This window comes from Buttiauxella cochleicola, assembly GCF_021282405.1.
In the GTDB taxonomy this organism is placed as follows: domain Bacteria; phylum Pseudomonadota; class Gammaproteobacteria; order Enterobacterales; family Enterobacteriaceae; genus Buttiauxella; species Buttiauxella massiliensis.
In genome coordinates this window covers 68,186-93,592 of sequence record NZ_JAJSOU010000008.1, presented here as the reverse complement: position 1 = coordinate 93,592, position 25,407 = coordinate 68,186, and the positions used below count along the sequence as shown (strand labels likewise).

Annotated in this window: 18 protein-coding genes and 1 riboswitch; of the genes, 9 read left to right on the top strand and 9 right to left on the bottom strand. The window is 52.3% G+C overall.

The window, feature by feature from the left end:
- Positions 1–165: 165 nt before the first annotated feature.
- From LVQ79_RS12640 to yegS, 8 genes are all read left to right on the top strand, one after another.
- Positions 166–1,407 carry an MdtA/MuxA family multidrug efflux RND transporter periplasmic adaptor subunit gene (locus LVQ79_RS12640; RefSeq protein WP_232865210.1) on the top strand — a complete coding sequence of 414 codons (1,242 nt, stop codon included), beginning with the start codon at positions 166–168 and terminating at the stop codon, positions 1,405–1,407.
- Entirely contained in the window at positions 1,407–4,532 is a 3,126-nt protein-coding gene (locus LVQ79_RS12635) for an MdtB/MuxB family multidrug efflux RND transporter permease subunit (protein ID WP_232865209.1), read from the top strand. Before LVQ79_RS12640 ends, LVQ79_RS12635 begins: the two co-directional genes overlap by 1 nt.
- The gene (mdtC, locus tag LVQ79_RS12630; RefSeq protein ID WP_232865208.1) at positions 4,529–7,609 is read left to right on the top strand and encodes a multidrug efflux RND transporter permease subunit MdtC; all 3,081 of its coding nucleotides are present in this window, start codon (positions 4,529–4,531) and stop codon (positions 7,607–7,609) included. Before LVQ79_RS12635 ends, mdtC begins: the two co-directional genes overlap by 4 nt.
- A gap of 146 nt (positions 7,610–7,755) precedes the next feature.
- Positions 7,756–9,171 carry an MFS transporter gene (locus LVQ79_RS12625; RefSeq protein ID WP_232865207.1) on the top strand — a complete coding sequence of 472 codons (1,416 nt, stop codon included), beginning with the start codon at positions 7,756–7,758 and terminating at the stop codon, positions 9,169–9,171.
- Positions 9,168–10,562 (top strand): envelope stress sensor histidine kinase BaeS, encoded by a 1,395-nt coding sequence (gene baeS / locus LVQ79_RS12620; RefSeq protein ID WP_232865206.1) that lies wholly within the window; start codon positions 9,168–9,170, stop codon positions 10,560–10,562. Before LVQ79_RS12625 ends, baeS begins: the two co-directional genes overlap by 4 nt.
- A complete protein-coding gene (gene baeR, locus LVQ79_RS12615; RefSeq protein ID WP_064559538.1) occupies positions 10,559–11,281 on the top strand; it encodes an envelope stress response regulator BaeR in 723 nt (240 codons plus the stop codon). The genes baeS and baeR overlap by 4 nt, the downstream gene beginning before the upstream one ends.
- Positions 11,282–11,528: 247 nt before the next feature.
- A complete protein-coding gene (gene trhP, locus LVQ79_RS12610; RefSeq protein ID WP_232865205.1) occupies positions 11,529–12,875 on the top strand; it encodes a prephenate-dependent tRNA uridine(34) hydroxylase TrhP in 1,347 nt (448 codons plus the stop codon).
- Between the two features lie 389 nt (positions 12,876–13,264).
- Positions 13,265–14,164 (top strand): lipid kinase YegS, encoded by a 900-nt coding sequence (gene yegS, locus LVQ79_RS12605; RefSeq protein ID WP_232865204.1) that lies wholly within the window; start codon positions 13,265–13,267, stop codon positions 14,162–14,164.
- Positions 14,165–14,186: 22 nt separating this feature from the next.
- Here yegS and LVQ79_RS12600 read toward each other — a convergent pair whose 3' ends face one another.
- The 9 genes from LVQ79_RS12600 to thiM form a co-directional block, all read right to left on the bottom strand.
- A complete protein-coding gene (locus LVQ79_RS12600; RefSeq protein WP_232865324.1) occupies positions 14,187–14,960 on the bottom strand; it encodes an ABC transporter ATP-binding protein in 774 nt (257 codons plus the stop codon).
- A gap of 19 nt (positions 14,961–14,979) precedes the next feature.
- Positions 14,980–15,846 (bottom strand): ABC transporter ATP-binding protein, encoded by an 867-nt coding sequence (locus tag LVQ79_RS12595; protein WP_232865203.1) that lies wholly within the window; start codon positions 15,844–15,846, stop codon positions 14,980–14,982.
- The gene (locus LVQ79_RS12590; protein ID WP_232865202.1) at positions 15,818–16,723 is read right to left on the bottom strand and encodes an ABC transporter permease; all 906 of its coding nucleotides are present in this window, start codon (positions 16,721–16,723) and stop codon (positions 15,818–15,820) included. The genes LVQ79_RS12595 and LVQ79_RS12590 overlap by 29 nt, the downstream gene beginning before the upstream one ends.
- Positions 16,720–17,757 (bottom strand): ABC transporter permease, encoded by a 1,038-nt coding sequence (locus LVQ79_RS12585; RefSeq protein ID WP_232865201.1) that lies wholly within the window; start codon positions 17,755–17,757, stop codon positions 16,720–16,722. The genes LVQ79_RS12590 and LVQ79_RS12585 overlap by 4 nt, the downstream gene beginning before the upstream one ends.
- A complete protein-coding gene (locus tag LVQ79_RS12580; RefSeq protein WP_232865200.1) occupies positions 17,754–19,388 on the bottom strand; it encodes an ABC transporter substrate-binding protein in 1,635 nt (544 codons plus the stop codon). The genes LVQ79_RS12585 and LVQ79_RS12580 overlap by 4 nt, the downstream gene beginning before the upstream one ends.
- Before the next feature lie 72 nt (positions 19,389–19,460).
- Entirely contained in the window at positions 19,461–20,615 is a 1,155-nt protein-coding gene (locus LVQ79_RS12575) for a mandelate racemase family protein (RefSeq protein ID WP_232865199.1), read from the bottom strand.
- A gap of 237 nt (positions 20,616–20,852) precedes the next feature.
- Entirely contained in the window at positions 20,853–21,905 is a 1,053-nt protein-coding gene (fbaB, locus tag LVQ79_RS12570; protein WP_232865198.1) for a class I fructose-bisphosphate aldolase, read from the bottom strand.
- 177 nt (positions 21,906–22,082) lie between these two features.
- The gene (thiD, locus tag LVQ79_RS12565) at positions 22,083–22,892 is read right to left on the bottom strand and encodes a bifunctional hydroxymethylpyrimidine kinase/phosphomethylpyrimidine kinase (protein WP_232865197.1); all 810 of its coding nucleotides are present in this window, start codon (positions 22,890–22,892) and stop codon (positions 22,083–22,085) included.
- A complete protein-coding gene (thiM, locus tag LVQ79_RS12560; protein WP_232865196.1) occupies positions 22,889–23,677 on the bottom strand; it encodes a hydroxyethylthiazole kinase in 789 nt (262 codons plus the stop codon). The genes thiD and thiM overlap by 4 nt, the downstream gene beginning before the upstream one ends.
- A gap of 36 nt (positions 23,678–23,713) precedes the next feature.
- A riboswitch (TPP riboswitch) is annotated at positions 23,714–23,810 on the bottom strand.
- Between the two features lie 473 nt (positions 23,811–24,283).
- Between thiM and LVQ79_RS12555 the strand changes: the two genes are divergently transcribed.
- The gene (locus LVQ79_RS12555; protein WP_232865195.1) at positions 24,284–25,234 is read left to right on the top strand and encodes a transporter substrate-binding domain-containing protein; all 951 of its coding nucleotides are present in this window, start codon (positions 24,284–24,286) and stop codon (positions 25,232–25,234) included.
- The last annotated feature ends 173 nt before the right edge of the window (positions 25,235–25,407 follow it).

The window sequence follows — 25,407 nt, the reverse complement described above, 5'->3', positions numbered from 1 at the left end:
ATTCCTACGAGCCGCCTCGTAAAAAACCGCCATCTCAGACTTATCCATACAGTACTTCATATTTCCTCCATTTTTCCGCCGCCTTAACTCACTACACTAGTATCATTAGGCCTAACCCCTGAGTACGACGGGGATAATCGTTTCAGGAAGAGAAGACGTAAATCTATGAAAGGCACATTCACCGCACGTGGGTTATGGATTGCAGCAGCAGCAGTCATTGTCGTTATTTCCGCTATTTTTTACTGGCGCCATTCGAGCACGGGTAACGACACCGCAGGTTCGCAATCAACTCAGCAGCGCCATGCCGGCAACCGCCAGGGGATGCGCGGCGGTGCACTAGCGCCGGTTCAGGCCGCAACGGCGACCAGTGAATCTGTACCCCGTTATCTCACAGGTCTTGGTACTATCACTGCCGCGAACACCGTTACTGTGCGCAGCCGTGTGGATGGGCAATTACTGGCGATTCACTTCCAGGAAGGGCAGCAGGTAAAAGCAGGTGATTTACTGGCTGAAATCGATCCAAGTCAGTTCAAAATCACCCTTGCCCAGGCACAGGGTCAATTGGCAAAAGATCAGGCAACGCTTGCCAATGCACGCCGTGACCTGGCGCGTTTCCAGCAACTGGTTAAAACCAATCTCGTGTCACGTCAGGAATTGGACGCGCAACAAGCGTTAGTCAATGAATCTGTCGGGACGATTAAAGCTGATGAAGCCGCAGTTGCCAGCGCTCAGTTGCAGCTCGACTGGAGCCGAATCACCGCACCAATCGATGGCCGTGTGGGGTTAAAACAGGTCGATGTTGGCAATCAGATCTCCAGCAGTGATACCGCCGGGATTGTAGTGCTGACCCAAACACATCCTATTGACCTGATCTTTACCCTGCCTGAAGGTGATATTGCCACCGTGGTTAAAGCGCAAAAGGCAGGAGCAACACTGAGTGTTGAAGCCTGGGATCGGACTAATAAGCAAAAGCTCAGCAGCGGCTCACTGCTGAGTCTGGATAACCAGATTGATGTCACCACTGGCACCATCAAACTCAAAGCCCGCTTTAATAATGAAGACGATGCCCTGTTCCCAAACCAGTTTGTTAATGCCCGCATGCTGGTAGATACCCAGCAAGATGCCGTGGTTGTTCCCACTGCCGCGGTACAAATGGGCAATGAAGGCAGCTTTGTCTGGGTGCTCAATAGCGAAGATAAAGTCAGCAAACACCTGGTGACTACCGGCATTCAGGATAGCCAGAAAGTCGTTATCACCGCTGGCCTTTCTGCAGGTGAGCGAGTGGTAACGGACGGCATTGATCGCCTGACGGAAGGCGCGAAAGTGGAAGTGGTCGAAGCACAATCAGCGACAACCAGCAATACCGAAGCTGCACCAAAACACAAACGTAACGGAGCGGCTTCCTGATGCAGGTGTTACCACCGAGCGCCACAGGTGGCCCATCGCGCCTGTTTATCCTACGGCCAGTTGCCACCACACTTTTGATGGTGGCCATTTTGCTGGCCGGTATTATTGGCTATCGCTTCTTGCCTGTATCTGCATTACCCGAAGTGGATTACCCAACAATTCAGGTGGTAACGCTTTATCCTGGAGCCAGCCCGGATGTAGTGACATCAGCCATTACCGCGCCTCTTGAGCGCCAGTTTGGCCAGATGTCGGGCCTCAAACAGATGTCGTCACAAAGTGCCGGTGGTGCATCGGTTGTAACATTACAATTCCAGCTCACGTTGCCACTTGATGTTGCCGAACAGGAAGTACAAGCCGCGATTAACGCCGCCACTAACCTGTTGCCAAACGACCTGCCGAATCCGCCGGTTTACAGCAAAGTAAACCCGGCGGATCCACCAATTATGACTCTCGCCGTCACCTCAACTGCCATGCCGATGACGCAGGTCGAAGACATGGTAGAAACGCGCGTGGCACAGAAAATCTCCCAGGTTTCCGGCGTCGGCCTGGTCACGCTTTCCGGCGGCCAGCGCCCGGCGGTCCGCGTGAAACTCAACGCACCGGCGATTGCCGCATTGGGTTTAACCAGCGAAACCGTGCGCACGGCAATCACCAGCGCCAACGTTAACTCAGCAAAAGGCAGCCTGGATGGCCCCGAACGCGCCGTTACGCTTTCAGCAAACGACCAAATGCAGTCGGCTGAAGAGTATCGCAACCTGATTATTGCTTATCAGAACGGTGCGCCAATTCGTCTTGGCGATGTGGCAACCGTTGAGCAAGGGGCAGAAAACACCTGGCTTGGTGCGTGGGCGAACAAGCAACCGGCGATAGTGATGAACGTACAGCGCCAGCCGGGGGCGAATATTATCGACACCGCCGACAGCATCCGCGCGATGTTGCCCGCGCTAACCAAAAGCCTGCCGAAATCGGTTGAAGTCAAACTGCTCAGCGACCGCACAACCAACATCCGCGCCTCCGTTACCGACACCCAGCATGAGCTGATGCTCGCCATCGCGCTGGTAGTGATGATTATTTACCTGTTCCTGCGAAACGTTCCGGCGACCATTATCCCGGCGGTTGCAGTGCCACTGTCGTTGATCGGGACTTTTGCGGTGATGGTGTTTCTCGACTTCTCGATAAACAACCTGACGCTGATGGCGTTAACCATCGCTACTGGTTTTGTGGTCGATGATGCGATTGTGGTTATCGAAAACATCTCGCGTTATATCGAAAAAGGCGAAAAGCCCCTCGCCGCCTCGCTAAAAGGCGCGGGGGAAATTGGCTTTACGATTATCTCGCTGACCTTCTCGCTGATTGCTGTGCTGATCCCACTGCTGTTTATGGGCGATATCGTTGGCCGTTTGTTCCGGGAATTTGCCGTCACGTTGGCTATTGCGATTCTGATATCGGCGGTAGTGTCGCTGACGCTTACGCCAATGATGTGCGCACGGATGTTAAGCCACGAATCACTGCGCAAGCAGAACCGTTTCTCCCGCGCCAGTGAACGCTTCTTCGATCGCGTAATTGCCGGTTATGGGCGCATGTTAACCCGTGTGTTAAACCACCCGTGGCTCACGCTGGGTGTAGCTTTTGGCACCCTGGGTCTCACTGTTGTACTGTGGATTTTCATTCCGAAAGGCTTCTTCCCGATCCAGGATAACGGCATTATTCAGGGCACTTTACAGGCACCGCAATCTGTCTCCTTTGCCAGCATGGCGCAGCGCCAACAGCAGGTTGCAGATGTGATAATGAAAGATCCTGCGGTCGAAAGCCTGACTTCATTTATAGGAGTGGATGGTACCAATCCATCTCTGAACAGTGCGCGTTTGCAAATTAACCTCAAACCATTGAGCGACCGTGACGACCGTATTCCGGTAGTGATTGAGCGTTTACAAACTAACGTGGCAAAAGTGCCGGGGGTCGAGCTTTACCTGCAACCAGTGCAAGACTTGACCATCGATACAACGGTTAGCCGTACGCAGTATCAGTTCACTTTGCAGACTACTTCGTTGGATGAACTCAGCACCTGGGTGCCGCAGTTAACTGAAAAATTGCGAGCTTTGCCGCAACTGGCTGACGTCAGCAGCGACTGGCAGGATCAGGGGCTGGTGGCCTATGTAAATGTTGACCGTGCCAGTGCCAGCCGCCTTGGTATCTCCATGTCAGATGTCGATAACGCGCTCTATAACGCATTTGGTCAGCGCCTGATTTCCACTATTTATACTCAGGCCAACCAGTATCGCGTGGTACTTGAGCACGATACCAGCACCACACCAGGCCTGAGCGGATTGGATAATATTCGCCTTGCCAGCACTGATGGCGGCAGCGTGCCGCTGAGTAGCATTGCCAAAATCGAGCAGCGTTTTGCCCCGTTGACGATAAACCATCTCGACCAGTTCCCATCTACGACGTTCTCATTTAACGTCACGAGCGGCCATTCGTTGGAGGATGCGGTTAAAGCGATTACAGCGGCGGAAAAAGATCTCGCCATGCCCGCTGATATCACCACTCAATTCCAGGGCAGCACCCTCGCCTTCCAGAACGCGTTAGGGAGCACCATCTGGCTAATCGTGGCTTCAGTGGTGGCGATGTACATCGTGCTCGGCGTGTTATACGAAAGCTTCATTCACCCGATAACTATCCTGTCAACACTGCCGACTGCGGGCGTAGGCGCACTGTTGGCGTTAATGCTGGCAGGAGCCGAACTGGATGTCATTGCCATCATCGGCATCATTTTGCTTATCGGCATAGTGAAGAAAAACGCCATCATGATGATCGACTTCGCCCTCGCGGCTGAGCGTGAACAAGGCATGAAACCATACGATGCGATTTACCAGGCCTGTTTACTGCGTTTCCGTCCGATTCTGATGACTACCCTCGCCGCCCTGCTTGGTGCACTGCCGTTGATGCTCTCAACCGGTGTGGGTGCAGAACTGCGCCGCCCGCTCGGGATTGGCATGGTCGGTGGTCTGCTGGTGAGCCAGGTATTAACGCTGTTTACCACGCCGGTTATCTATTTGCTGTTCGATAACCTGTCGCATGCGGTGCGCCGCCGCTTTGGTCGTCGTGATGAGGAAGTGCTGTGAAATTCTTTGCACTATTCATCTACCGGCCCGTCGCCACCATTCTGCTGACCGCCGCCATCACATTGTGCGGCGTGTTGGGCTTCCGCCTGCTGCCTGTGGCCCCGCTGCCACAGGTGGATTTCCCGGTCATTATGGTCAGTGCTTCACTGCCGGGCGCTTCACCTGAAACCATGGCATCGTCAGTGGCAACGCCACTTGAACGGGCGCTAGGGCGTATTGCTGGCGTGAATGAGATGACCTCGTCGAGTTCGCTTGGCAGCACGCGCATCATTCTGGAATTTACTTTTGACCGCGATATCAACGGAGCCGCGCGTGATGTGCAAGCCGCGATAAACGCCGCGCAAAGCCTGCTACCAAGTGGAATGCCAAGCCGCCCGACCTATCGCAAAGCTAACCCGTCAGATGCACCCATTATGATTCTGACGCTGACTTCCGATACATTTTCGCAAGGCCAGCTCTACGATTTCGCCTCCACACAACTGGCGCAAACCGTCTCGCAAATTGATGGCGTGGGTGATGTGGATGTCGGCGGCAGTTCGCTACCTGCGGTGCGTGTAGATCTCAACCCACAAGCACTATTCAACCAGGGCGTTTCGCTCGATGCCGTCCGCACCGCTATCGACAATGCCAACGTGCGCCGTCCACAAGGTGCGGTGGAAGATAGTTCTAAACGCTGGCAATTGCAGACAAATGATGAGCTAAAAACCGCAGCGGAATATAAGCCGTTAATCATTCATTACAACAATGGTGGTGCGGTACAACTGAGTGATGTCGCTAACGTCACCGATTCAGTACAGGACGTGCGTAACGCCGGGATGACCAACGCGAAACCCGCGATTTTGCTGATGATTCGTAAATCCCAGGAAGCGAACATCATCGAGACGGTTGACAGGATTCGGGCGAAAATCCCTGAGTTGCGGGAAACTATTCCTGCGTCGATCGATTTGCAAATCGCCCAGGATCGCTCGCCAACCATTCGTGCCTCTCTTGCTGAAGTCGAGCAGTCGTTGGTTATCTCAGTCGCACTTGTGATTCTGGTGGTGTTCCTGTTCCTGCGGTCCGGGCGCGCAACACTCATACCCGCAGTCGCGGTTCCGGTGTCGCTCATCGGCACCTTCATCGCTATGTACCTGTGCGGCTTTAGCCTCAATAACCTGTCGCTGATGGCGCTAACCATCGCCACCGGTTTTGTGGTGGATGACGCTATAGTGGTGTTGGAGAATATTTCCCGCCATCTCGAAGCGGGTGTGAAACCGTTGCAGGCAGCACTTCAGGGTGTGCGCGAAGTCGGTTTTACCGTGTTGTCGATGAGCCTGTCGTTAGTCGCTGTTTTCCTGCCTTTGCTGTTAATGGGCGGCTTGCCGGGCCGGCTGTTTAAAGAATTTGCAGTCACGCTTTCGGTCGCCATCGGTATCTCACTGGTGGTTTCGATTACGCTGACGCCGATGATGTGTGGCTGGTTACTAAAGAATAAACCGCAGCATACCCCAACCCGTAACCGTGGATTTGGACGCGTACTTGTCGCAATGCAACAAGGCTATGGGCGTTCTCTGAAATGGGTGCTAAACCATACGAAATTGGTGGGTGTTGTGCTGCTGGCAACCATCGCACTGAATATCTGGCTGTATATCGCGATTCCAAAAACCTTTTTCCCCGAGCAAGACACCGGGCGCTTGATGGGCAACATTCAGGCCGACCAAAGCATTTCATTCCAGGCGATGCGTGGGAAGTTACAGGACTTTATGAAAATCGTCCGGGATGATCCGGCAGTGGATAATGTAACGGGCTTCACCGGTGGTTCACGGGTAAACAGCGGTATGATGTTTATCTCATTGAAGCCGCTTTCTGAACGTAAAGAGACGGCGCAACAGGTTATCGATCGTTTACGTCAATCACTGGCAAAAGAACCCGGTGCGAGCCTGTTCTTAATGGCCGTGCAGGATATTCGTGTTGGCGGACGCCAGGCCAATGCCAGTTACCAGTACACGCTGCTATCAGATAATTTGGCCGACCTGCGCACCTGGGAGCCAAAGATTCGTCAGGCTCTGGCTAAACTGCCGCAACTTGCAGATGTGAACTCTGACAGCCAGAATAACGGCGCAGAAATGGATCTGATTTATGATCGTGAAACCATGTCACGGTTGGGCATAAGCGTTCAAGATGCCAATAATCTGCTAAATAACGCCTTTGGCCAGCGGCAGATTTCGACAATTTATCAGCCGCTAAACCAGTACAAAGTGGTGATGCAAGTCGACCCGCGTTACACCCAGGACATCAGCGCACTGGACCAAATGTTTGTCACTAATAAAGAGGGTAAACCAATCCCTCTTTCGTATTTTGCCAAATGGCAGCCGGCGAACGCCCCCCTTGCCGTTAACCACCAGGGGTTATCAGCCGCCTCCACCGTCTCCTTTAACCTGCCAACCGGGGTTTCGTTATCGGAAGCCAGTGATGCTATCGACCGCACCATGACCGCGCTCGGCGTGCCTTCAACCGTGCGCGGGATGTACGCCGGAACCGCGCAGGTATTCCAGGACACCATGAAATCCCAGGTTTTGCTGATTATTGCTGCCATCGCCACGGTGTATATCGTGCTGGGGATTTTGTATGAGAGTTACGTTCACCCGCTGACGATCCTCTCTACCCTGCCTTCCGCGGGGGTTGGCGCGTTGTTAGCTCTGGAAATTTTTGGCGCGCCGTTTAGCTTAATCGCGCTCATTGGCATCATGCTGCTGATTGGTATCGTGAAGAAAAATGCCATCATGATGGTGGATTTCGCCATCAACGCACAGCGTAACGGCAACCTGCAACCTGAAGAAGCCATTTTCCAGGCCTGCCTGTTGCGTTTTCGCCCAATCATGATGACCACACTTGCCGCACTTTTCGGTGCATTGCCATTGGTGCTGACCAGTGGCGACGGCGCGGAACTGCGCCAGCCGCTAGGGATCACGATTGTTGGCGGCCTGTTTGTAAGCCAGCTTTTAACGCTGTACACCACGCCGGTGGTTTATCTGTTCTTTGATCGTTTGCGGATGCGGTTTGCGCGTAAAAATGATCGTCTTGCGACAACGGATTAATCATCCCATGGCACTGGAATATCCAAAATAATTGGAGTTGCAGCAAGGCCGCAAGTGAATGAGTCCCGATGAGCTTACTTGAGTAAGTGATTTGGGCGAAAGAGCGCAGCAACGCTGCTGCAGCTTCAAGTATGAAGGATATTTAAATGACCGAATTGCCTGCCGCCGTGCGCTGGCAACTGTGGATAGTCGCCTTTGGCTTCTTTATGCAGTCGCTCGACACCACCATCGTCAACACCGCCCTGCCCTCTATGGCGGCGAGCCTGGGCGAAAGCCCGTTACACATGCACTCGGTTATCGTGTCGTATGTGTTGACGGTGGCGGTAATGTTGCCCGCCAGCGGCTGGCTGGCGGACCGCGTTGGCGTGCGCAATATCTTCTTCACCGCAATTGTGCTCTTCACCATTGGCTCATTGCTCTGCGCGCACGCCTCAACGCTTAACGAGCTTGTGATGGCGCGCGTAGTACAAGGTATCGGTGGTGCGATGATGGTGCCCGTCGGGCGCTTAACGGTGATGAAAATCGTGCCGCGCGAGCAGTATATGGCAGCGATGACCTTCGTCACTTTGCCGGAGCAAATTGGCCCGCTGCTTGGCCCGGCGCTCGGTGGCGTGCTGGTGGAATATGCATCCTGGCACTGGATCTTCCTGATTAACCTGCCGGTTGGCATTATCGGAGCCATCGCCACGCTATGGCTGATGCCGAACTACACCATGCAGACACGTAAATTCGACATGATGGGCTTTGTCTATCTGGCATTTGGCATGGCGGCGTTGACCATTGCGCTTGATGGCGCGAAAGGTTTAGGCGTTAGCCCATCCACTGTGTGGTTGTTGGTTGGTGGCGGTGCTACGGCAATGGCGCTCTACTTATGGCATGCCAAAGCCAATGACAACGCTCTATTCAATCTAAACCTTTTTAAGACGCAGACATTTTCTCTCGGGCTACTAGGCAGTTTTTGCGGCCGCATCGGCAGCGGCATGATCCCGTTTATGACACCGGTATTCCTGCAAATCGGCCTCGGTTTTTCGCCATTCCACGCGGGCCTGATGATGGTGCCAATGGTGCTCGGCAGCATGGGCATGAAGCGCATTGTGGTACAGGTGGTTAACCGTTTTGGCTATCGCAACGTGTTAGTTGCCACCACGCTCGGTTTAGCGCTGGTAATTCTACTGTTTATGGCAACCGCGCTGCTGGGCTGGTACTACCTGCTACCAGTGGTGTTGTTCCTGCTCGGCATGGTGAACTCAACACGTTTCTCTTCAATGAACACGCTGACGCTGAAAGATTTACCTGATGACCTCGCAAGCGGCGGCAACAGCATGCTCTCAATGGTGATGCAGCTTTCGATGAGTATCGGCGTCACCATCGCCGGGTTGTTACTGGGAATGTACGGTCATCATCAACTGACGGCAGATAGCACCGTAGTCCACAGCGTGTTTATGTATACGTATCTCAGCATGGCGGTGGTTATCGCCCTGCCCGCACTGATTTTTGCTCGCGTCCCGAAAGACACCACCAAAAATGTCGTGATTGCGCGACGCAAAAGGAGGAGCTCATGAAGCTCTGGCGGCCTGGAATTACCGGCAAATTGTTCCTCGCGATTTTCTCGACTTGCTTGCTGGTGCTGGCAATCATGCACTGGGGTGTGCGGCTCAGTTTCGAACATGGGTTTATTGATTACATCAAACGTGGCAATGAACAGCGGCTGGAGATGCTAAGCGACGCGTTGGGCGAGCAGTATGAACAGCACGGAAACTGGCAGTTTCTGCGCAATAATGATCGCTTTATGTTCAAGCTGCTGCGTTCATTCGAGCATGGCGATGTAGAAAATAACAACCTGCCACCGCACGGCTGGCGCACTCAATTCTGGGTCGTCGACCAGGATTACAAAGTGCTGGTTGGCCCACGTGGCCCGGTTCCCACAGACGGTATGCGCCGGGCGATAAACGTTAATGGCCGTGATGCAGGCTGGGTTGTCGCCTCGCCGGTTGAACGCCTGACGCGCAACACCGATATTAATTTCGACCGTCAACAACGGCGTACCAGCTGGATAATCGTCGGCCTGGCAACATTGCTCGCCGCCGCCGCAACCTTCCTGTTAGCGCGTGGCCTGCTGGCACCGGTTAAGCGCCTGGTTGAAGGGACACACAAACTTGCCGCCGGGGATTTCACCACCCGAGTGGACTCCACCAGCCAGGATGAACTCGGCAAACTGGCGCAGGACTTTAACCAGCTCGCCAGCACGCTTGAGAAAAACCATAATATGCGCCGCGCGTATATGGCGGATATTTCCCATGAATTGCGCACCCCGCTGGCGATTTTACGCGGCGAGCTGGAGGCGATTCAGGATGGCGTGCGTAAATTCACGCCGGAATCCGTGGCGTCACTACAAATGGAGGTCGCCACACTGACCAAACTGGTTGATGACCTGCACCAATTGTCAATGTCTGACGAAGGCGCACTGGCCTACCAGAAGCAATCTTTGGATATCATTAACCTGCTGGAAATTGTGGCGGGAGCCTTCCGCGAACGCTTTAACTCACGTGGTTTAAGAATTAGCCTGGCGCTGCCTGATAGCGCCACCATTTTCGGTGACAGCGATCGTTTAATGCAGTTATTCAATAACCTGTTGGAAAACAGCCTGCGCTACACCGATGCGGGCGGCCAGCTGGTTATCTCCGGCGAAGTGGTGAATCAACGTTTTGTCATGCACTTTGCCGACAGCGCGCCGGGTGTCAGCGATGAACAACTCACCATGCTGTTTGAGCGTTTCTACCGCACTGAAGGTTCGCGCAACCGCGCAAGCGGCGGCTCCGGCCTCGGCTTGTCCATCTGCCAGAATATCGTTGCGGCCCATAACGGCAAGCTTTACGCCTCGCATTCGCCTTTCGGCGGGGTAAGCATTACAGTAGAGTTACCGCTGGAGCCAGAATCGTTGAGACCTGTATGACCGAATTACCTATTGACGAAAACACACCGCGTATTTTAATTGTTGAAGACGAGCCGAAGCTCGGCCAACTGTTGATTGATTACTTACGTGCCGCGGGATACGCCCCAGAATTGATCACTCACGGCGACAAAGTGCTGCCTTTCGTGCGCCAGACACCGCCGGATTTGATCCTGCTTGATTTGATGCTGCCAGGCACCGATGGCCTGACGCTATGCCGCGAAATCCGTCGTTTCTCGGAAATTCCGATTGTGATGGTCACCGCCAAAATCGAAGAGATCGACCGCTTATTAGGGCTGGAAATTGGTGCCGATGATTACATCTGTAAACCGTACAGCCCGCGTGAAGTGGTGGCGCGCGTGAAAACTATTTTGCGCCGCTGCAAACGCCAGCGCGACCCGGTTGCTGCCGACGAAATCAGCCCGTTAATCATTGACGAAGGACGCTTCCAGGCAAGCTGGCGCGACAAGCTGCTGGACTTAACACCAGCTGAGTTCCGACTGCTAAAAACCCTTTCCCACGAACCGGGCAAAGTCTTTTCCCGCGAACAGCTACTTAACCAGCTTTACGATGATTACCGCGTAGTGACTGACCGCACCATCGACAGCCATATTAAAAACCTGCGCCGTAAACTCGAAGCATTAGATGAAGAACAGTCGTTTATCCGCGCGGTATATGGTGTGGGTTACCGTTGGGAAGCCGACGAGTGCCGTATTGCGTAAAGGTAGTTTCTGGAACTAATATGCTCAAAATAATTCGAGTTTCAGGTAGGCGGCAAGGGAAGTTATCCCGATGAGCTTACTTATGTAAGTGATTCGGGTAAGTGAGCGCAGCCAACGCCCCTGCAACTTGAAGTATGACGAGCATTAGCGCTACAATTCCCGCCCTAAAACTGTGCCTTATGCACGCGCCTTAAAATCATCGCACCCAGTGCGGTGATTTCTGACCTGAAATCAGAACGAGAAAATCATGTTTAAACCAGAACTCCTTTCGCCAGCCGGAACGCTGAAGAATATGCGTTACGCTTTTGCCTATGGTGCCGATGCGGTTTATGCGGGCCAGCCGCGTTACAGCCTGCGTGTGCGCAATAACGAATTCAACCACGAAAACCTCCAGCTCGGCATCAACGAAGCCCATGAGCTCGGCAAAAAATTCTATGTGGTTGTCAACATTGCTCCCCATAACGCTAAGCTGAAAACCTTTATCCGTGACCTGAAACCGGTTATCGATATGGGCCCGGATGCGCTGATCATGTCCGACCCAGGTCTTATCATGATGGTACGCGAAGCATTCCCGGAAATGGACGTTCACCTGTCTGTGCAGGCCAACGCCGTAAACTGGGCAACCGTGAAGTTCTGGAAACAAATGGGTCTGACGCGTGCGATTCTTTCACGCGAACTGTCGCTGGAAGAGATCGCTGAAGTGCGTGAACAAGTGCCAGATATGGAACTGGAAATCTTCGTTCATGGCGCTCTATGCATGGCCTATTCTGGCCGCTGCCTGCTTTCTGGTTACATCAACAAGCGCGACCCGAACCAAGGCACCTGCACCAACGCCTGCCGTTGGGAGTACAAAGTTGAAGAAGGTAAGGAAGATGATGTCGGCAATATCGTGCATCTTCATGAGCCGATTCCGGTTCAGAACATAGAGCCAACTTTGGGCGCTGGCGCACCAACCGACAAAGTGTTTTTGATGGAAGAAGGTAAACGTCCTGGCGAATACATGACGGCGTTCGAAGACGAACACGGCACCTACATCATGAACTCCAAAGATCTGCGCGCCATTGAACATGTTGAGCGCCTGACCAAAATGGGCGTGCACTCGCTGAAAATCGAAGGCCGCACCAAGTCTTACTATTACTGCGCGCGTACCGCTCAGGTTTATCGCCGTGCGATCGACGATGCCGCTGCAGGAAAACCGTTCGACCCAACGCTTCTGACCACGCTTGAAGGACTGGCGCATCGCGGTTATACCGAAGGTTTCTTACGTCGCCATAATCATGATTCTTATCAGAATTACGAGTACAGCCACTCGGTTTCTGAAAGTCAGCAATTTGTCGGTGAATTTACCGGTGAACGCCGTGACGGCCTGGCAGAAGTGAAAGTGAAGAACAAATTCCTGCTCGGCGACAGCCTGGAATTAATGACGCCACAAGGCAACGTCACCTTCACGCTGGAAGTGCTGGAAAATACCAAAGCGCAGCCGATTGAAGTGGCTCCAGGCGATGGCCACACCGTTTGGATGCCTGTCCCAGAAGATGTTTCGCTGGATTACGCGCTGCTGATGCGCAATTTGGTTGCTCAGAACGCGCGCTAAGTCACTCATTGTGGGTATTTTTTCCGCGCCAGGACATTTCTTAGAAACCGATCACATACCGCTTCGCTGTATACGGTTATTATCGCCGGGCTGAAAAACATAACCCATAAATGCTAGCTATATCCTAATAATTCGAATTGTAGAAAGGCGGCGACGCAGTGAATCCCCGGGAGCTTACTCAAGTAAGTGACTGGGGTGAACGAGGAAAGCCAACGCATCTACAATTTAAAGTATGACGGATATGTACCAGGAACCACCTCATTGGCCTGTGGAATCTCCCTTCCGCAGGCCTTCTTTTTTGCTAAACCCCGCAGACTCAGCCTGTTCTTACCCGCAAATCCCACACATAAGATACACTTTGAATTCAATTACATTTCCAGAGGTTTGCCATGGAGCAGTTTCCGGTATCGCTCGTCATTCTGAACGGCAAAGGTGCTAATAACGATATTTTGCGCAGCGCCGTCAGCGTCATGCGTGATGAGGGGTACACGTTACACATCCGCGTCACCTGGGAACAAGGTGATGCGATTCGCTATGTTGAAGAAGCATCCAGGATGGGCGTTGATACGGTTATTGCCGGAGGCGGTGACGGTACGATAAACGAAGTGGCGACCGCGCTGGCGCAACTGGCCCCTGAACACCGTCCGGTGTTGGGCATTTTACCGCTCGGCACCGCCAACGACTTTGCCACCAGCGTCGGCATTCCACAGGAGTTGGACAAAGCGCTGCAACTGGCAATTGTCGGCAAAGGGACGCCTATCGATCTGGTGCAGGTGAACGAATCGGCCTGGTTTATCAATATGGCGACCGGTGGTTTCGGGACGCGTATCACCACCGAAACACCGGAAAAACTTAAAGCGGCACTGGGCGGGATCGCCTATTTCGTTCACGGCCTGATTCGCCTCGACACGCTCAAACCGGATCGCTGCGAAATTCGTGGTGAGAATTTTGAGTGGCAAGGCGACGCGCTGGTGATTGGCATCGGCAATGGCCGTCAGGCGGGAGGTGGACAAGAACTTTGCCCGCAGGCGTTGATTAACGATGGGCTGTTAGAACTGCGCATTTTCACCGGCGAAGAGTTGCTCCCGGCGATTTTTAAAACTCTGACGCAACCAGACGACAACCCAAATATCATTGATGGGCGTTCATCCTGGTTTGAGATAACCGCCCCGCACGACATTACTTTTAATCTTGATGGCGAGCCGCTGACCAGTCAGAAGTTCCGCATTGATATCCATCCGAATGCGCTGAGCTGCCGTCTGCCACCAAACTGCCCGCTGCTGGGTTAAGCAGACGGGCAATTGAGTCGAGTCAGAACTGCGCCACCTGGCTTGCCATTTCACGGCTATATTGACGACTAGCGTTAACCAGCATTTGCGTATACGGATTTTGCGCGGCACCGCTGATTAAATTATCGGTGCCGAGCGATTCCAGAATACGCCCGTGTTGCATCACACCCACGCGATGGCATAAATGCGCAATGACGCCTAAATCGTGCGTCACCATTAAATAGGTGAGTTTCGATTCTTGCTGTAAATCCGAAAGTAAATTGAGAATTTCCGCCTGCACCGAAACATCCAATGCCGAAGTAGGTTCATCAAGCAGCAGCACTTCCGGTTCAAGTATCAGCGCACGTGCAATCGCCACACGCTGACGTTGCCCACCGGAAAGCTGATGCGGATAGCGACTGCGAAATGCCCGGTTTAAACCAACTTTATCCAGCATCATATTGATACGCCGGTCGCGGTCAGTGAATCCCTGGATTTGTAGCGGCTCCTCCAGAATATCGCCTATGGTATGGCGCGGATGGAGCGAACCGTAGGGGTCCTGAAATACCATTTGCACCATGCGGCACCGCTCGCGGCTGATTTTGTGCTCGAGTTCAGTTCCGTCAATCACCAACTTGCCCTGCCAGTGGGTAAATAAACCCGCCAGGCATTTCAGCACCGTGGTTTTCCCGGAACCCGACTCCCCCACCAGGCCAAAAATCTCACCGTGCCCAACGTTGAAATTCACATCGAACAGCACCTGGTTGGTTTTCGCCACTTCGCCAAAGGTTAAATTAAGCTGGCTGACTTCAATCATGGATGACATACGTTGCTCCTTATTGGGTTAGCCAACTGGCCTGGCGCTGTAGAACCGGCAGATGCGCACGCCGTTTGTCCATATCCGGCAAGGCGCTTATCAGGCCCTGCGTGTACGGATGCTGCGCGTTATCCAGATCTTTGGCGGCGATAGATTCCACAACACGCCCGGCGTACATCACCAGCACACGATCGCAGAAACTGCGCACCAGGTTGATGTCGTGGCTGATGAAAATCAGCCCCAGTCCACGCGATTGCACTAAATCATCCAGCAGCGCCAGCACCTGCAAACGCACTGAAACATCAAGTGCGGAAGTCGGCTCATCGGCAATCACCATTTCCGGGTCGGTGATCAGCATCATCGCAATCATAATGCGCTGCCCCTGCCCGCCGGAAACTTCGTGCGGATAGAGGTTATAGACGCGTTCCGGCTGGCGAATGCGCACCACTTCCAGCATCTCCAGCACTTTTTGTTTCGCCTCTTTATGGCCAACGCGATGGTGCGTCAGCCACGCTTCAGCAATTTGATCACCAACGCACATCACCGGGTTCAGTGAGTATTTCGGGTCCTGCATAATCATGGAAATTCGTTTGCCGCGCACATCGCGCATTTGCGCGTCCGTGGCATTTAACAAATCCACGTCGCCAAACTGCATACGATCGGCGGTGATCTGCGCCTTTTTAGGGTGAAGCTGCAAAAGCGCACGCCCGACGGTGGATTTCCCGGAGCCGGACTCGCCGACAATCGCCAGCTTTTCGCGTCCGAGCTGGAAGGAAACACCACGTACCGCGTGGGTTTGCTGGCGACCGTTAACGAATGTCACATTCAAGTCGCGTACATCAAGCAGTTGCGGCGAGTTATTCGCTGCGAGGATCGAGGATGTCACGTAAGCCATCTCCCAAGAAGTTGAATGCCAGACTGTTGATTAAAATCGCCAGCCCCGGAATCGTTACTACCCACCAGCACTCCATCATGTAAGTGCGCCCACTGGAGATCATCGCCCCCCACTCCGGTTCTGGCGGTTGTGCGCCAAGCCCCAGGAAGCCAAGCCCGGCGGCGGTCAGGATAATACCCGCCATATTCATAGTGATGCGGATAATCACCGACGGCATGCACAGCGGCACAATGTGACGCCACAGCACACGAACCGGCGAAGCCCCTTGCAGGCGGACGGCAGAGATAAAATCAGCCTGCCGTAGCGAAAGGGTTTCCGCACGCGCCAGGCGGGCAATCGGCGGCCAGGCTGTTAGCGTAATTGCAATCACAACATGTTCAAGGCCGGGGCCAAGTGCCGCAACAAATGCCAGTGCCAGTACCAAACTTGGGAACGAAATGAAGATGTCGGTGACACGCATCAATACCATATCGACTTTTCCGCCGAAATAACCCGCCGTAACGCCAAGCAGCAAGCCCAGCGGGCCAACCGTGACCGACACCAGCAGCACGATGTAAAGCGTGATGCGCGAGCCGTAAACCAGGCGGCTGAAGATATCGCGGCCAAACTCATCGGTGCCAAACCAATGTGTGGCGTTTGGTGCAGTTAGCGCATTACTCAAATCCTGCACCAGTGGGTTAAATGGCGCTATCCACGGGGCGAAAATTGCCACCAGCAGCAACAGGAAAACAATCCCTCCTCCAATCGCCGTCAGCGGATTGCGCGCCATCTTGCCAATAAAACCAACAGCCCGCAGACCGGCACGTTTGAAGCGTAATGAACGCTCATCAGCAGCGGTGAGTTGAGGTGTTCCAAAGGAGACGGTCATGATTTTGTCCTCGGATCAAAGAGTTGGTAGAGCATGTCAGACAGCAGGTTCAGCAACACGAAGATCACCCCGACCACCAGCACACAGCCCATCACCGCATTCATATCGCCCAACAGCAAACTGCCCGTGAGATAGGACCCAAAACCCGGCCACGAGAACACGGTTTCAATTAACACCGCACCTTCCAATAAAGAGCCGTAAGCCAACGCCACCACCGTTAACAGCTGCACCAGAATGTTTCTGAAAGCATGGTTCCAGATAACCTGGCGCTCTGTTAGCCCTTTCACACGCGCAGTAATAATGAATTCCTGCGACAGTTGAGCCAGCATAAAGCTGCGCGTCATGCGGCTGATGTAAGCCAGCGAGTGGAAACCCAAAAGAGATGCCGGAAGAATCAGGTGGTTAAGTGCGTTGAAGAACACCGCGCTGTTTCCCGCCAATAATGCATCCACCAGCAACAATCCAGTACGACGCGGGACAATGCCATCCAGCCCTAAATCAATGCGGCCTGCGCCACCCACCCAACCGAGCCAGGCGTAAAACAGCAGCAGCCCCATCATCCCGACCCAGAAAATCGGCGTCGAATAACCCGCGAGGCTGATAATGCGCACGGCGTAATCCACCACGCTGTTACGGCGAGCCGCCGCCCAGACACCTAGTGGAATACCAAGGCCCGCACCGACAATAATGGCCACCGTCGCCAGCTCAAGGGTTGCCGGGAACACGCGCAGAATATCGTCCACCACCGGTTTCCCGGTCAGCAGGGCGTTTCCTAAGTCGCCATGCAGTAAGCCACCGAGGTAAATCCAAAACTGCGTTGCCAGAGATTGATCAAAGCCAAGCTGGTGGTAAACCTGCTGATAGGTGCTTTGGTCAGCGTCCGGGCCGACAATCGCCAGCACCGGGTCGATGGGCATCACACGGCCAATAAAGAAGGTCAGTAACAGCAAGCCAAACAAGGTGATCAGCACCTGGCTTAAGCGTTTTGAGAAACGCCGGGTGCGGCCACCCGGTGCCAACAGGATCATACTCATCCTTTGTTCTCCCCATTTTCAGCAGCAGGCGTTTTATAAACATCACGCAGGAAAGTGGTGGCTGATGGGTGCGGCTGGTAGTTCTGCACTTCATTGCGCACCACCACCGAATCCACCATTTGTGAAAGCGGCAATAATGCAGGGATCAACTCGTCATAACGGGTCTGAATCGCCTGATACTCTTCACGCTGCTTAGTTGGGTCGCGCTCCACCAGAGCTTTATCGATTTGCTGATTAATTTGTTTGTCGTAGAAGCTGGTACGCCAACCCTGGAAGTTAGTCAGACGCGCAGCGTCACTGTTATCCGGGTTGTAAACCAGAGAGCGCAGGCTGGAATGCGGATGCGGTTCTACGCCACTGCCGCCACGCCCAACCAATATGTCAAACTTACGCTCGCGCATTGCGCCGTAAATCTGGTTGCCCGTGCCGGTCACGATTTTCGCGTTGATTCCCGCCTGCATCAGTGTGGACTGCACCGCGATGGCAATATTGAGGAATGGCTGATCCGCAAGTACGCGCAGCGTGGTATCAAACCCGTCAGGATAACCGGCTTCCGCCAGCAGTTTTTTGGCCCGTGGAATATCCAGCGCATAGCCTGGGTTCGGAAGCGTTGCCGGCATTCCAGATTGAATTGGGCGCTGATGTAGCACGCCGTACCCCGGCATCAATGCTTTATTGATACCCTGATAATCAATCAGATAACGCACAGCTTCGCGCACTTTAGGGTTGGCGAAATGCGCTTCCTTCATGCTCATGGCAACGTAATATATGGTGCCTTTTTTTACTGCATCGACGGTCAAATCGGGATCTTTTCGCAAGGCGTTTACGTCAGATACCGCCATGTTGCTGGCAATATCCAGATCGCCTTTGGAGATCATCAGCCGTAAAGTTTGCGACTCCTGGAAGTGACGGAACACCACGCGGGAGAGTTTAGGCGCGCCGCGCCAGTAATCCGGGTTGCGCTTCATACGCAATACATCTTTTGCCTGCCATACATCAAGGCTAAATGGCCCAGAACCCGCTTCGTTGGTCGTCAACCAGCGGTTACCCCAGTCATCGTTTTGTACATGCTGTTCTACCGTTTTACTGTCCAGCACCACCACGCTTCCCAACGCCGCCAGCGAGTAAATCACCAGCTGCGGGTCGTTGGCTTTTGGCAGCGTGATTTCCACCGTCGAGGCATCCAGTGCTTTCACATGCTCATCGACGTTCTTTTTGCTAAAGCCGTAGGATTTCCAAACTGATGCCTGCGCCAGATTGAGGTGCAAAACACGGCGCATTGACCACACCACGTCGTCTGCGGTGAGTACGTTACCAGAGTGGAATTTCACGCCATCGCGCAGGTGGAATGTCAGACGGTTGCCGTCTTCCGAGATATCCCAGGAGGTTGCCAGTGCCGGGCGCACGTTGGTGAGTTTCGCAGGGTCTAACTCCACCAGCGAGTCATAGAGGTTTACCACCAGTCCCACCACTTCGTTACCGGTCATGGCGGCCGGGTCGAGGGTGAGCAGGTTATTCATATTCATGCCGATGATTAGCTGGTCAGGTGGCGTTTTCGCCATCGCCGAGCTACTGCCGAACATGAACAGGAGCGTGAGCAACCACGCCCTCAGTCGGGAGCTTCGATTCATGATAGATACCGTTTTTGTAGGGTAATGACTACCCAGGCGCTATCAGCCTGGGCTTATTATTTTTGTAACGGGTTAATCACGGCTTATTGTATGCGTTTCTATATAGTCAAAGTTGATGTCCTCACCCAAGCCCGGACGTTGTGGCAAATGCACAAAACCATCGGCGTCCATCGGGTCAACGATGCTGTTCAGGTAAGCGGCTGGCTCATCGTATTCAAGGAACGGGTGCAGTAAACCGCGCTCGTACCAGCGGCAGTTACGAATCGCACCGACAACCGCAAGGCTTGCCGCACCGTTGCCGTGAACTTCACAGTCCATGCCGAAGGACTCGGCAAGTGCAGCAACTTTCATGGTTGGTGATATGCCGCCAACGCCGTTCGCTCCGGCACGCAGGATGTCGCACGCGCCCGCTTTTACCCAGTCTGCGCGGCTATGATGTTTGCCACCGAGGCTTTCTGGCCCGACAACGTCGATAGATAAGTTCTCAGAAAGCCAGACGTAAGAAGCCATGCTCTCTTCTTCCATCGGCTCTTCGAACCAGGCAAAGTTGAGTTTTTCCAGCGCCTTGCCGATATACAGCGCCTGACTGCGGCTGTACCAGTGATAGCCATCAAGCATCAAATCGATATCCGGGCCAACGGCTTCACGCACGGCGGCACAGGCTTTAACATCCATTTTTGGATCGGGAGCGAAGGCAACCGGTGGCATCCAGGTGTGAAGTTTGATGGCTTTATAGCCGCGAGCGACCAGCTTTTCAGCGAACTGGCCGAATTCGTCTGGCGTAGATAAACCCCCTTCCAGTTCGTCGCCGCACATGGTGCTGCCGTAAGCAGGCACTTTGTCGCGGAATCCACCAAGCAATTTGTAGACCGGCACTTTCAGTTTGCGGCCAATTAAATCCCACAGTGCTTGCTCAACAAACGAGAGTGCACGTTCGGTAAGTTGGTGTGCGCTGCCACGCTGCCAGTGCACCAGATCCTGCCAGATACGTTCGCGGTTAAACGGGTCTTGCCCGACCAGCACTTTGCGGAAGAATGCATTCACTACATATGGGCGCACCACTTCTGGTGGCGCGAAAGAGTAACCACAGTCACCTTCATCAGTGGTAATCGTCAGCATCGCCATTTTCGCTAGGCTTTCCGGGCCAGGGTGAGAATGGCCTGCACTGTCAGAAACTCGGCGGGTTGGGTAAGTAAAAACGGTTACGTTTACGGATTCTATTTTCACGGCTGTCATTGTCCCTTTGTTAATTTAAAACAGCGTTTCACCACTTACTCTATGCGTAAAAAATCACCTCCGCCTCGTTCAAAGGTGCTTAAATGCGAGTGATTTTTTGGACATATGTCCAGGGGGGCGTGATGCTTTTCACAAAGTGTTATGGAATTGTGATGAAGGTAACTAATGAATGTGGGAAAGTTTTTGGCGGGAGTCGCTTGCGCTAACCCGCCAGCAATACGCAGAAAATCAGGCGATAGTCACTTTGCTGTTCAGATACACATCCTGCACAGCATTAATCAACTTAACACCCTCAGACATAGATTTCTTAAAGGCTTTGCGTCCCAGAATCAGCCCCATGCCACCCGCACGCTTGTTAATGACAGCGGTACGCACAGCATCTGTCAGGTCGGTTTCACCACCAGCGGCACCACCGGAGTTAATCAACCCTGCGCGGCCCATATAACAGTTGGCCAGTTGATAACGCACCAGGTCTATCGGGTTATCGCTGGTCAGTTTGGTGTACACACGGTCATCGGTATAACCAAAGTTCACCGCCTTGTAGCCACCATTATTCTCCGCCATCTTCTGCTTCACGATATCCGCGCCAATAGTGGCGGCCAGATGGTTTGCCTGGCCAGTAAGATCGGCGCTTACGTGGTAATCCACACCGTCTTTTTTAAAGTCCGGATTACGCAAATATGCCCAAAGAACAGTGACCAGCCCCAGCTCATGTGCGCGTTCAAACGCCACTGAAATCTCTTCAATCTGGCGACGTGACTCTGGCGAACCAAAGTAAATGGTCGCCCCAACTGCCACCGCGCCCATGTTGAACGCCTGCTCGACGCTTGCGTATAACGTCTGGTCAAAAGTGTTTGGGTAACTGAGCGTTTCGTTGTGATTAAGTTTGACGAGGAAAGGAATGCGATGCGCGTAACGTCGCGATACCGATGCCAGCACACCATAGGTTGAAGCGACACAGTTGCAGCCCGCTTCAATCGCCAATTCAACAATGTTTTTCGGGTCAAAGTAGAGAGGATTTGCCGCAAACGATGCCCCGGCGGAGTGTTCCACACCCTGATCGACCGGTAAAATGGAAAGGTAGCCAGTGCCAGCAAGCCGCCCGGTGTTATACAGCGTTTGCATGTTTCGTAGCACTGCAGGCGGGCGGTTGTTATCCACCATCACGCGGTCTACATAATCTGAGCCTGGCAGATACAGCTGGTCTGCCGGAATAGTCATACAACGATGCTGTAACAAGCTGTCGGCATCTTTGCCAAGCAGCTGCGCAATATCAGTCATAATACGCTCCCGTAAATTCAGCGAGCACCCTGCCCGCTGAGGATGGATTCTCCTGGCCTGCTTTTGTTAAAACAGGCAGACATAATCCTGGCCGCGACTCACAGTATTCGCCACCTCGGGAGCACTTTCGGTTTGTTTTATGGTGTAACGTTTTATACCCGGCGGAAATTTACCCCATTACCACCACTCGTGAAAATGATGAACTGGCCCAATTCCTTGCCCAACTTCAAGCGAATCTGCCTGGTCTAATGCCTGGGATAACCACTTTTTCGCCGCTGTGATAGTTTGAGGCCAGTCGTTATAGCGTGGATAAAGTGCCGCAAGTGCGGCGGATAATGTGCAACCAGTACCATGGGTATGACGCGTTTGCACACGTGGTGCAGTAAAACGCTGCGTTCCACTTTGGGTAAACAACCAGTCTGGGCTTTCAGCGTCATCAAGATGGCCGCCTTTCATCAGCACGGCTTTGCATCCCATCCCCAGCAATGCATCCCCCTGCTCTTTCATCTCTCGTTCGTTGCAAGCATGTACCGTATTCAGCAGAGCTGCCGCTTCGGGTAAGTTCGGGGTAATCAATGCCACCTGCGGTAATAACCTGCGACGTAAACTTTCTACCGCCGAAGGAGCAAGCAATGGGTCGCCACTTTTCGCCAGCATCACCGTATCAAGCACCACGTTTTTGACTTGGTAAAATGCCAACCTCTCGGCCACGGCTTCAACGATATCTGTTTCTGCCAGCATGCCGATTTTGACAGTGTCGATGCGAACATCACTCAGCACTGAGTCAAGTTGGGCTGCGACAAACTCAGGTTCGATACGATAAACCGACTGCACTCCACGCGTATTTTGTGCAACCAGCGCGGTAATAACGCTGGTGCCATACGCACCCAATGCCGAGAACGTTTTAAGGTCAGCCTGGATACCCGCCCCACCACTCGGGTCGGTTCCAGCAATAGTTAGCGCGTTAATGCGTTTGACGCCTTTCATACCAGAGCCTCCGCATTAAGTGCATAAAGCGCGTCCAGAAAGGCTGGAATGAAGCTACCAGGCCCGCGACTTGCAGCAATGGCCTGCTCGCCAGCACATTTCATAAACTGGCAGGCGGAAGCGACATTGTCTAACCGGGACCCGGGCAATGAACAACAGGCAGCAACAACGGCGGAAAGTGCACATCCTGTGCCGACAACACGCGTCATCAACGCGCCGCCACCGGCAATGCTCCAGGCATTCTCCCCATCAGTGACGTAATCCTCCTCACCTGTTACCGCAACAATTGCACCGCTAATCTGAGCAAGCTTAAGTGCCGCGGGTAGAGCTGAAAGAGCATCTACAGTACTGTCCACGCCTCGCCCACCACTGTGCTCGCCCGCAAGCGCCATGATTTCCGACGCATTCCCCCGAATTGCGGCAGGGTTTAATTCAAGAATCGAGCGTGCAAATTGTGTACGAAACTCCAGGCCACCGACCGCGACGGGGTCAAGCACCCAGGGGGTAGAAGATTGGTTCGCAGCATGAATGGCTGCAAGCATTGCGGTACTGCGCTCAGAGGTAAGTGTGCCGATATTGATGAGTAGAGCGCAGGCTATAGGGCTAAATTGTGCGGCTTCTTCTGGCTCAATAACCATCGCTGGAGCTGCGCCAATAGCGAGCAAAACGTTGGCGGTAAAACTCTGCACCACATCGTTAGTCATGCAGTGAACCAAAGGGGAAGCTTGATGTAAATTGTGTAAAACCGACGCGGCACGGTGGCCGGGTAGCAGGTCAGGCTGCATATTGAAAGCTCCTGCCCGGCGTGAAGAAGGGATGACCTGACAGGCATCTGACTTCCCTACGCTGGCATTATCCAGATCAGGTGGTACGGGTATTTCTCAGCCTTCACGTGGAAGGGCACCCCGAGTCATTTAAATCAAAATCAACTACTTGCGATTAACGGGACGTTAATCCCAGCACAGGATAATGCCAGCAGGGTGTTCGACAAACAAGTTCTTAATCTAAGTGCATCCTGTGAAATGATGATCAACTTTCTCCAGCATCATCTTTATCCGGATTTGACTATTAATAAAAATACCGTCTCAAAATCTATTAACATAAATCTAAAAAATTAATTGATTAGAGTTTACGAATTCAACATTTATTATTTTTGACCAACTAGTCTGAATTATTTGCACGGATTTTTTAATTTCATAAAATTCCGTTAATACATTGAAATAACTTGACCATTAAATGATCGCAATGTATTTAAAACATACTACCTCAATCGCCAAATCCGTCTTGTTAGATATAATGAAATTGGCAATGGTGTGCTTTATGTGTATAACTGACAGCAAATATCTACCGTCGATCTTTTCTTATAAAATCACATAAAATTAACATCCTATATGAATATAGAAAACAAAGTAGCTCATAACAAAAACAATATTGCAAAAATATTCAACCGGTTAATTACATGTGGTTTTCTTGTTCCTGGTTTGTTTGTTTCTGTGGCTCAAGCCGAACTATCACAAACGATCGATAACATCAAAAAAACGCATCAAATAAACATCGCCTATCGTGATGCACCACCTTTCTCTTATGCAACTTCAGATGGCAAAGTCGTCGGTTATGTTATCGATTTATGTAATGTTATCGTTAGCGATATCAGCAAACATCTGAACATACCTGACTTAAAAATTAATTACATTGAGAATAAATATCTGCCTGAAAGAGATGAATTATTGCGTGCGAAAAAAGTAGATATGATCTGTTCAGTGAATGCTAACGTTAATGAATGGAAATCGATTGCAGACTATTCAAGCCCCTATACTTATTCATATACACGATTCGCTACGTTAAAGAACAAAAAGATATCATCTATTGATCAATTGGCGGGGCACACTGTTAGTGTAACATCGGGATCAGTTGATGCTCTTGCACTTAACCAGACCAATCGTGAGATGGGCCTGAATTTAGTCGTAATAAAAACTCCAACCATGGAAAAAGCTTTTGACCTGATGCGCAGTGGAAAAACATCGGCTGCCTTTATCAATGATATTTCATTAAAGGAAATCATTGAGGCTCAGGGCGATAAAGATTTATTTTCCATTAGTGATAAAGGGGTTGGGAAACCTCAGTTTTTTGTCATATTACTGCCGCACGATGACAAAGAATTTAAGTCACTGGTAAATCAGAGTCTTTGTAAAATTAGAAAATCACCTGATTTTGGTAAGATTCATGATATCTGGTTTAACCAACCAATTCCTTATTTAAAGTTAAACTTACAAACTCCTTATTCAAAAGAAATGGATAAAGCATTAACACAATTTGATGATTGCTCAAGAACGGGGAGATAAATAATTAGTTGCCAGCGACATCAGGTGACTTGAGGAATGCATTAAGACCCTAACTTTGCTGCTAAAAATGTCCATTTCTGGATATGCTTTCAATTCCCTTACTTATGCTTCACACTATTACTCAATGAAATTATATCACCTCATTTTTAAACCTTAAAAAAACATATGAGCAT

Bases quoted from the DNA above. Each gene is read 5' to 3' on its own strand.
- LVQ79_RS12640 (WP_232865210.1), top strand. From the start codon at position 166: ATGAAAGGCACATTCACCGCACGTGGGTTATGGATTGCAGCAGCAGCA.
- LVQ79_RS12635 (WP_232865209.1), top strand. From the start codon at position 1,407: ATGCAGGTGTTACCACCGAGCGCCACAGGTGGCCCATCGCGCCTGTTT.
- LVQ79_RS12625 (WP_232865207.1), top strand. From the start codon at position 7,756: ATGACCGAATTGCCTGCCGCCGTGCGCTGGCAACTGTGGATAGTCGCC.
- baeS (WP_232865206.1), top strand. From the start codon at position 9,168: ATGAAGCTCTGGCGGCCTGGAATTACCGGCAAATTGTTCCTCGCGATT.
- baeR (WP_064559538.1), top strand. From the start codon at position 10,559: ATGACCGAATTACCTATTGACGAAAACACACCGCGTATTTTAATTGTT.
- trhP (WP_232865205.1), top strand. From the start codon at position 11,529: ATGTTTAAACCAGAACTCCTTTCGCCAGCCGGAACGCTGAAGAATATG.
- yegS (WP_232865204.1), top strand. From the start codon at position 13,265: ATGGAGCAGTTTCCGGTATCGCTCGTCATTCTGAACGGCAAAGGTGCT.
- LVQ79_RS12600 (WP_232865324.1), bottom strand. From the start codon at position 14,960: ATGATTGAAGTCAGCCAGCTTAATTTAACCTTTGGCGAAGTGGCGAAA.
- LVQ79_RS12590 (WP_232865202.1), bottom strand. From the start codon at position 16,723: ATGACCGTCTCCTTTGGAACACCTCAACTCACCGCTGCTGATGAGCGT.
- LVQ79_RS12585 (WP_232865201.1), bottom strand. From the start codon at position 17,757: ATGAGTATGATCCTGTTGGCACCGGGTGGCCGCACCCGGCGTTTCTCA.
- LVQ79_RS12580 (WP_232865200.1), bottom strand. From the start codon at position 19,388: ATGAATCGAAGCTCCCGACTGAGGGCGTGGTTGCTCACGCTCCTGTTC.
- fbaB (WP_232865198.1), bottom strand. From the start codon at position 21,905: ATGACTGATATTGCGCAGCTGCTTGGCAAAGATGCCGACAGCTTGTTA.
- thiD (WP_232865197.1), bottom strand. From the start codon at position 22,892: ATGAAAGGCGTCAAACGCATTAACGCGCTAACTATTGCTGGAACCGAC.
- thiM (WP_232865196.1), bottom strand. From the start codon at position 23,677: ATGCAGCCTGACCTGCTACCCGGCCACCGTGCCGCGTCGGTTTTACAC.
- LVQ79_RS12555 (WP_232865195.1), top strand. From the start codon at position 24,284: ATGAATATAGAAAACAAAGTAGCTCATAACAAAAACAATATTGCAAAA.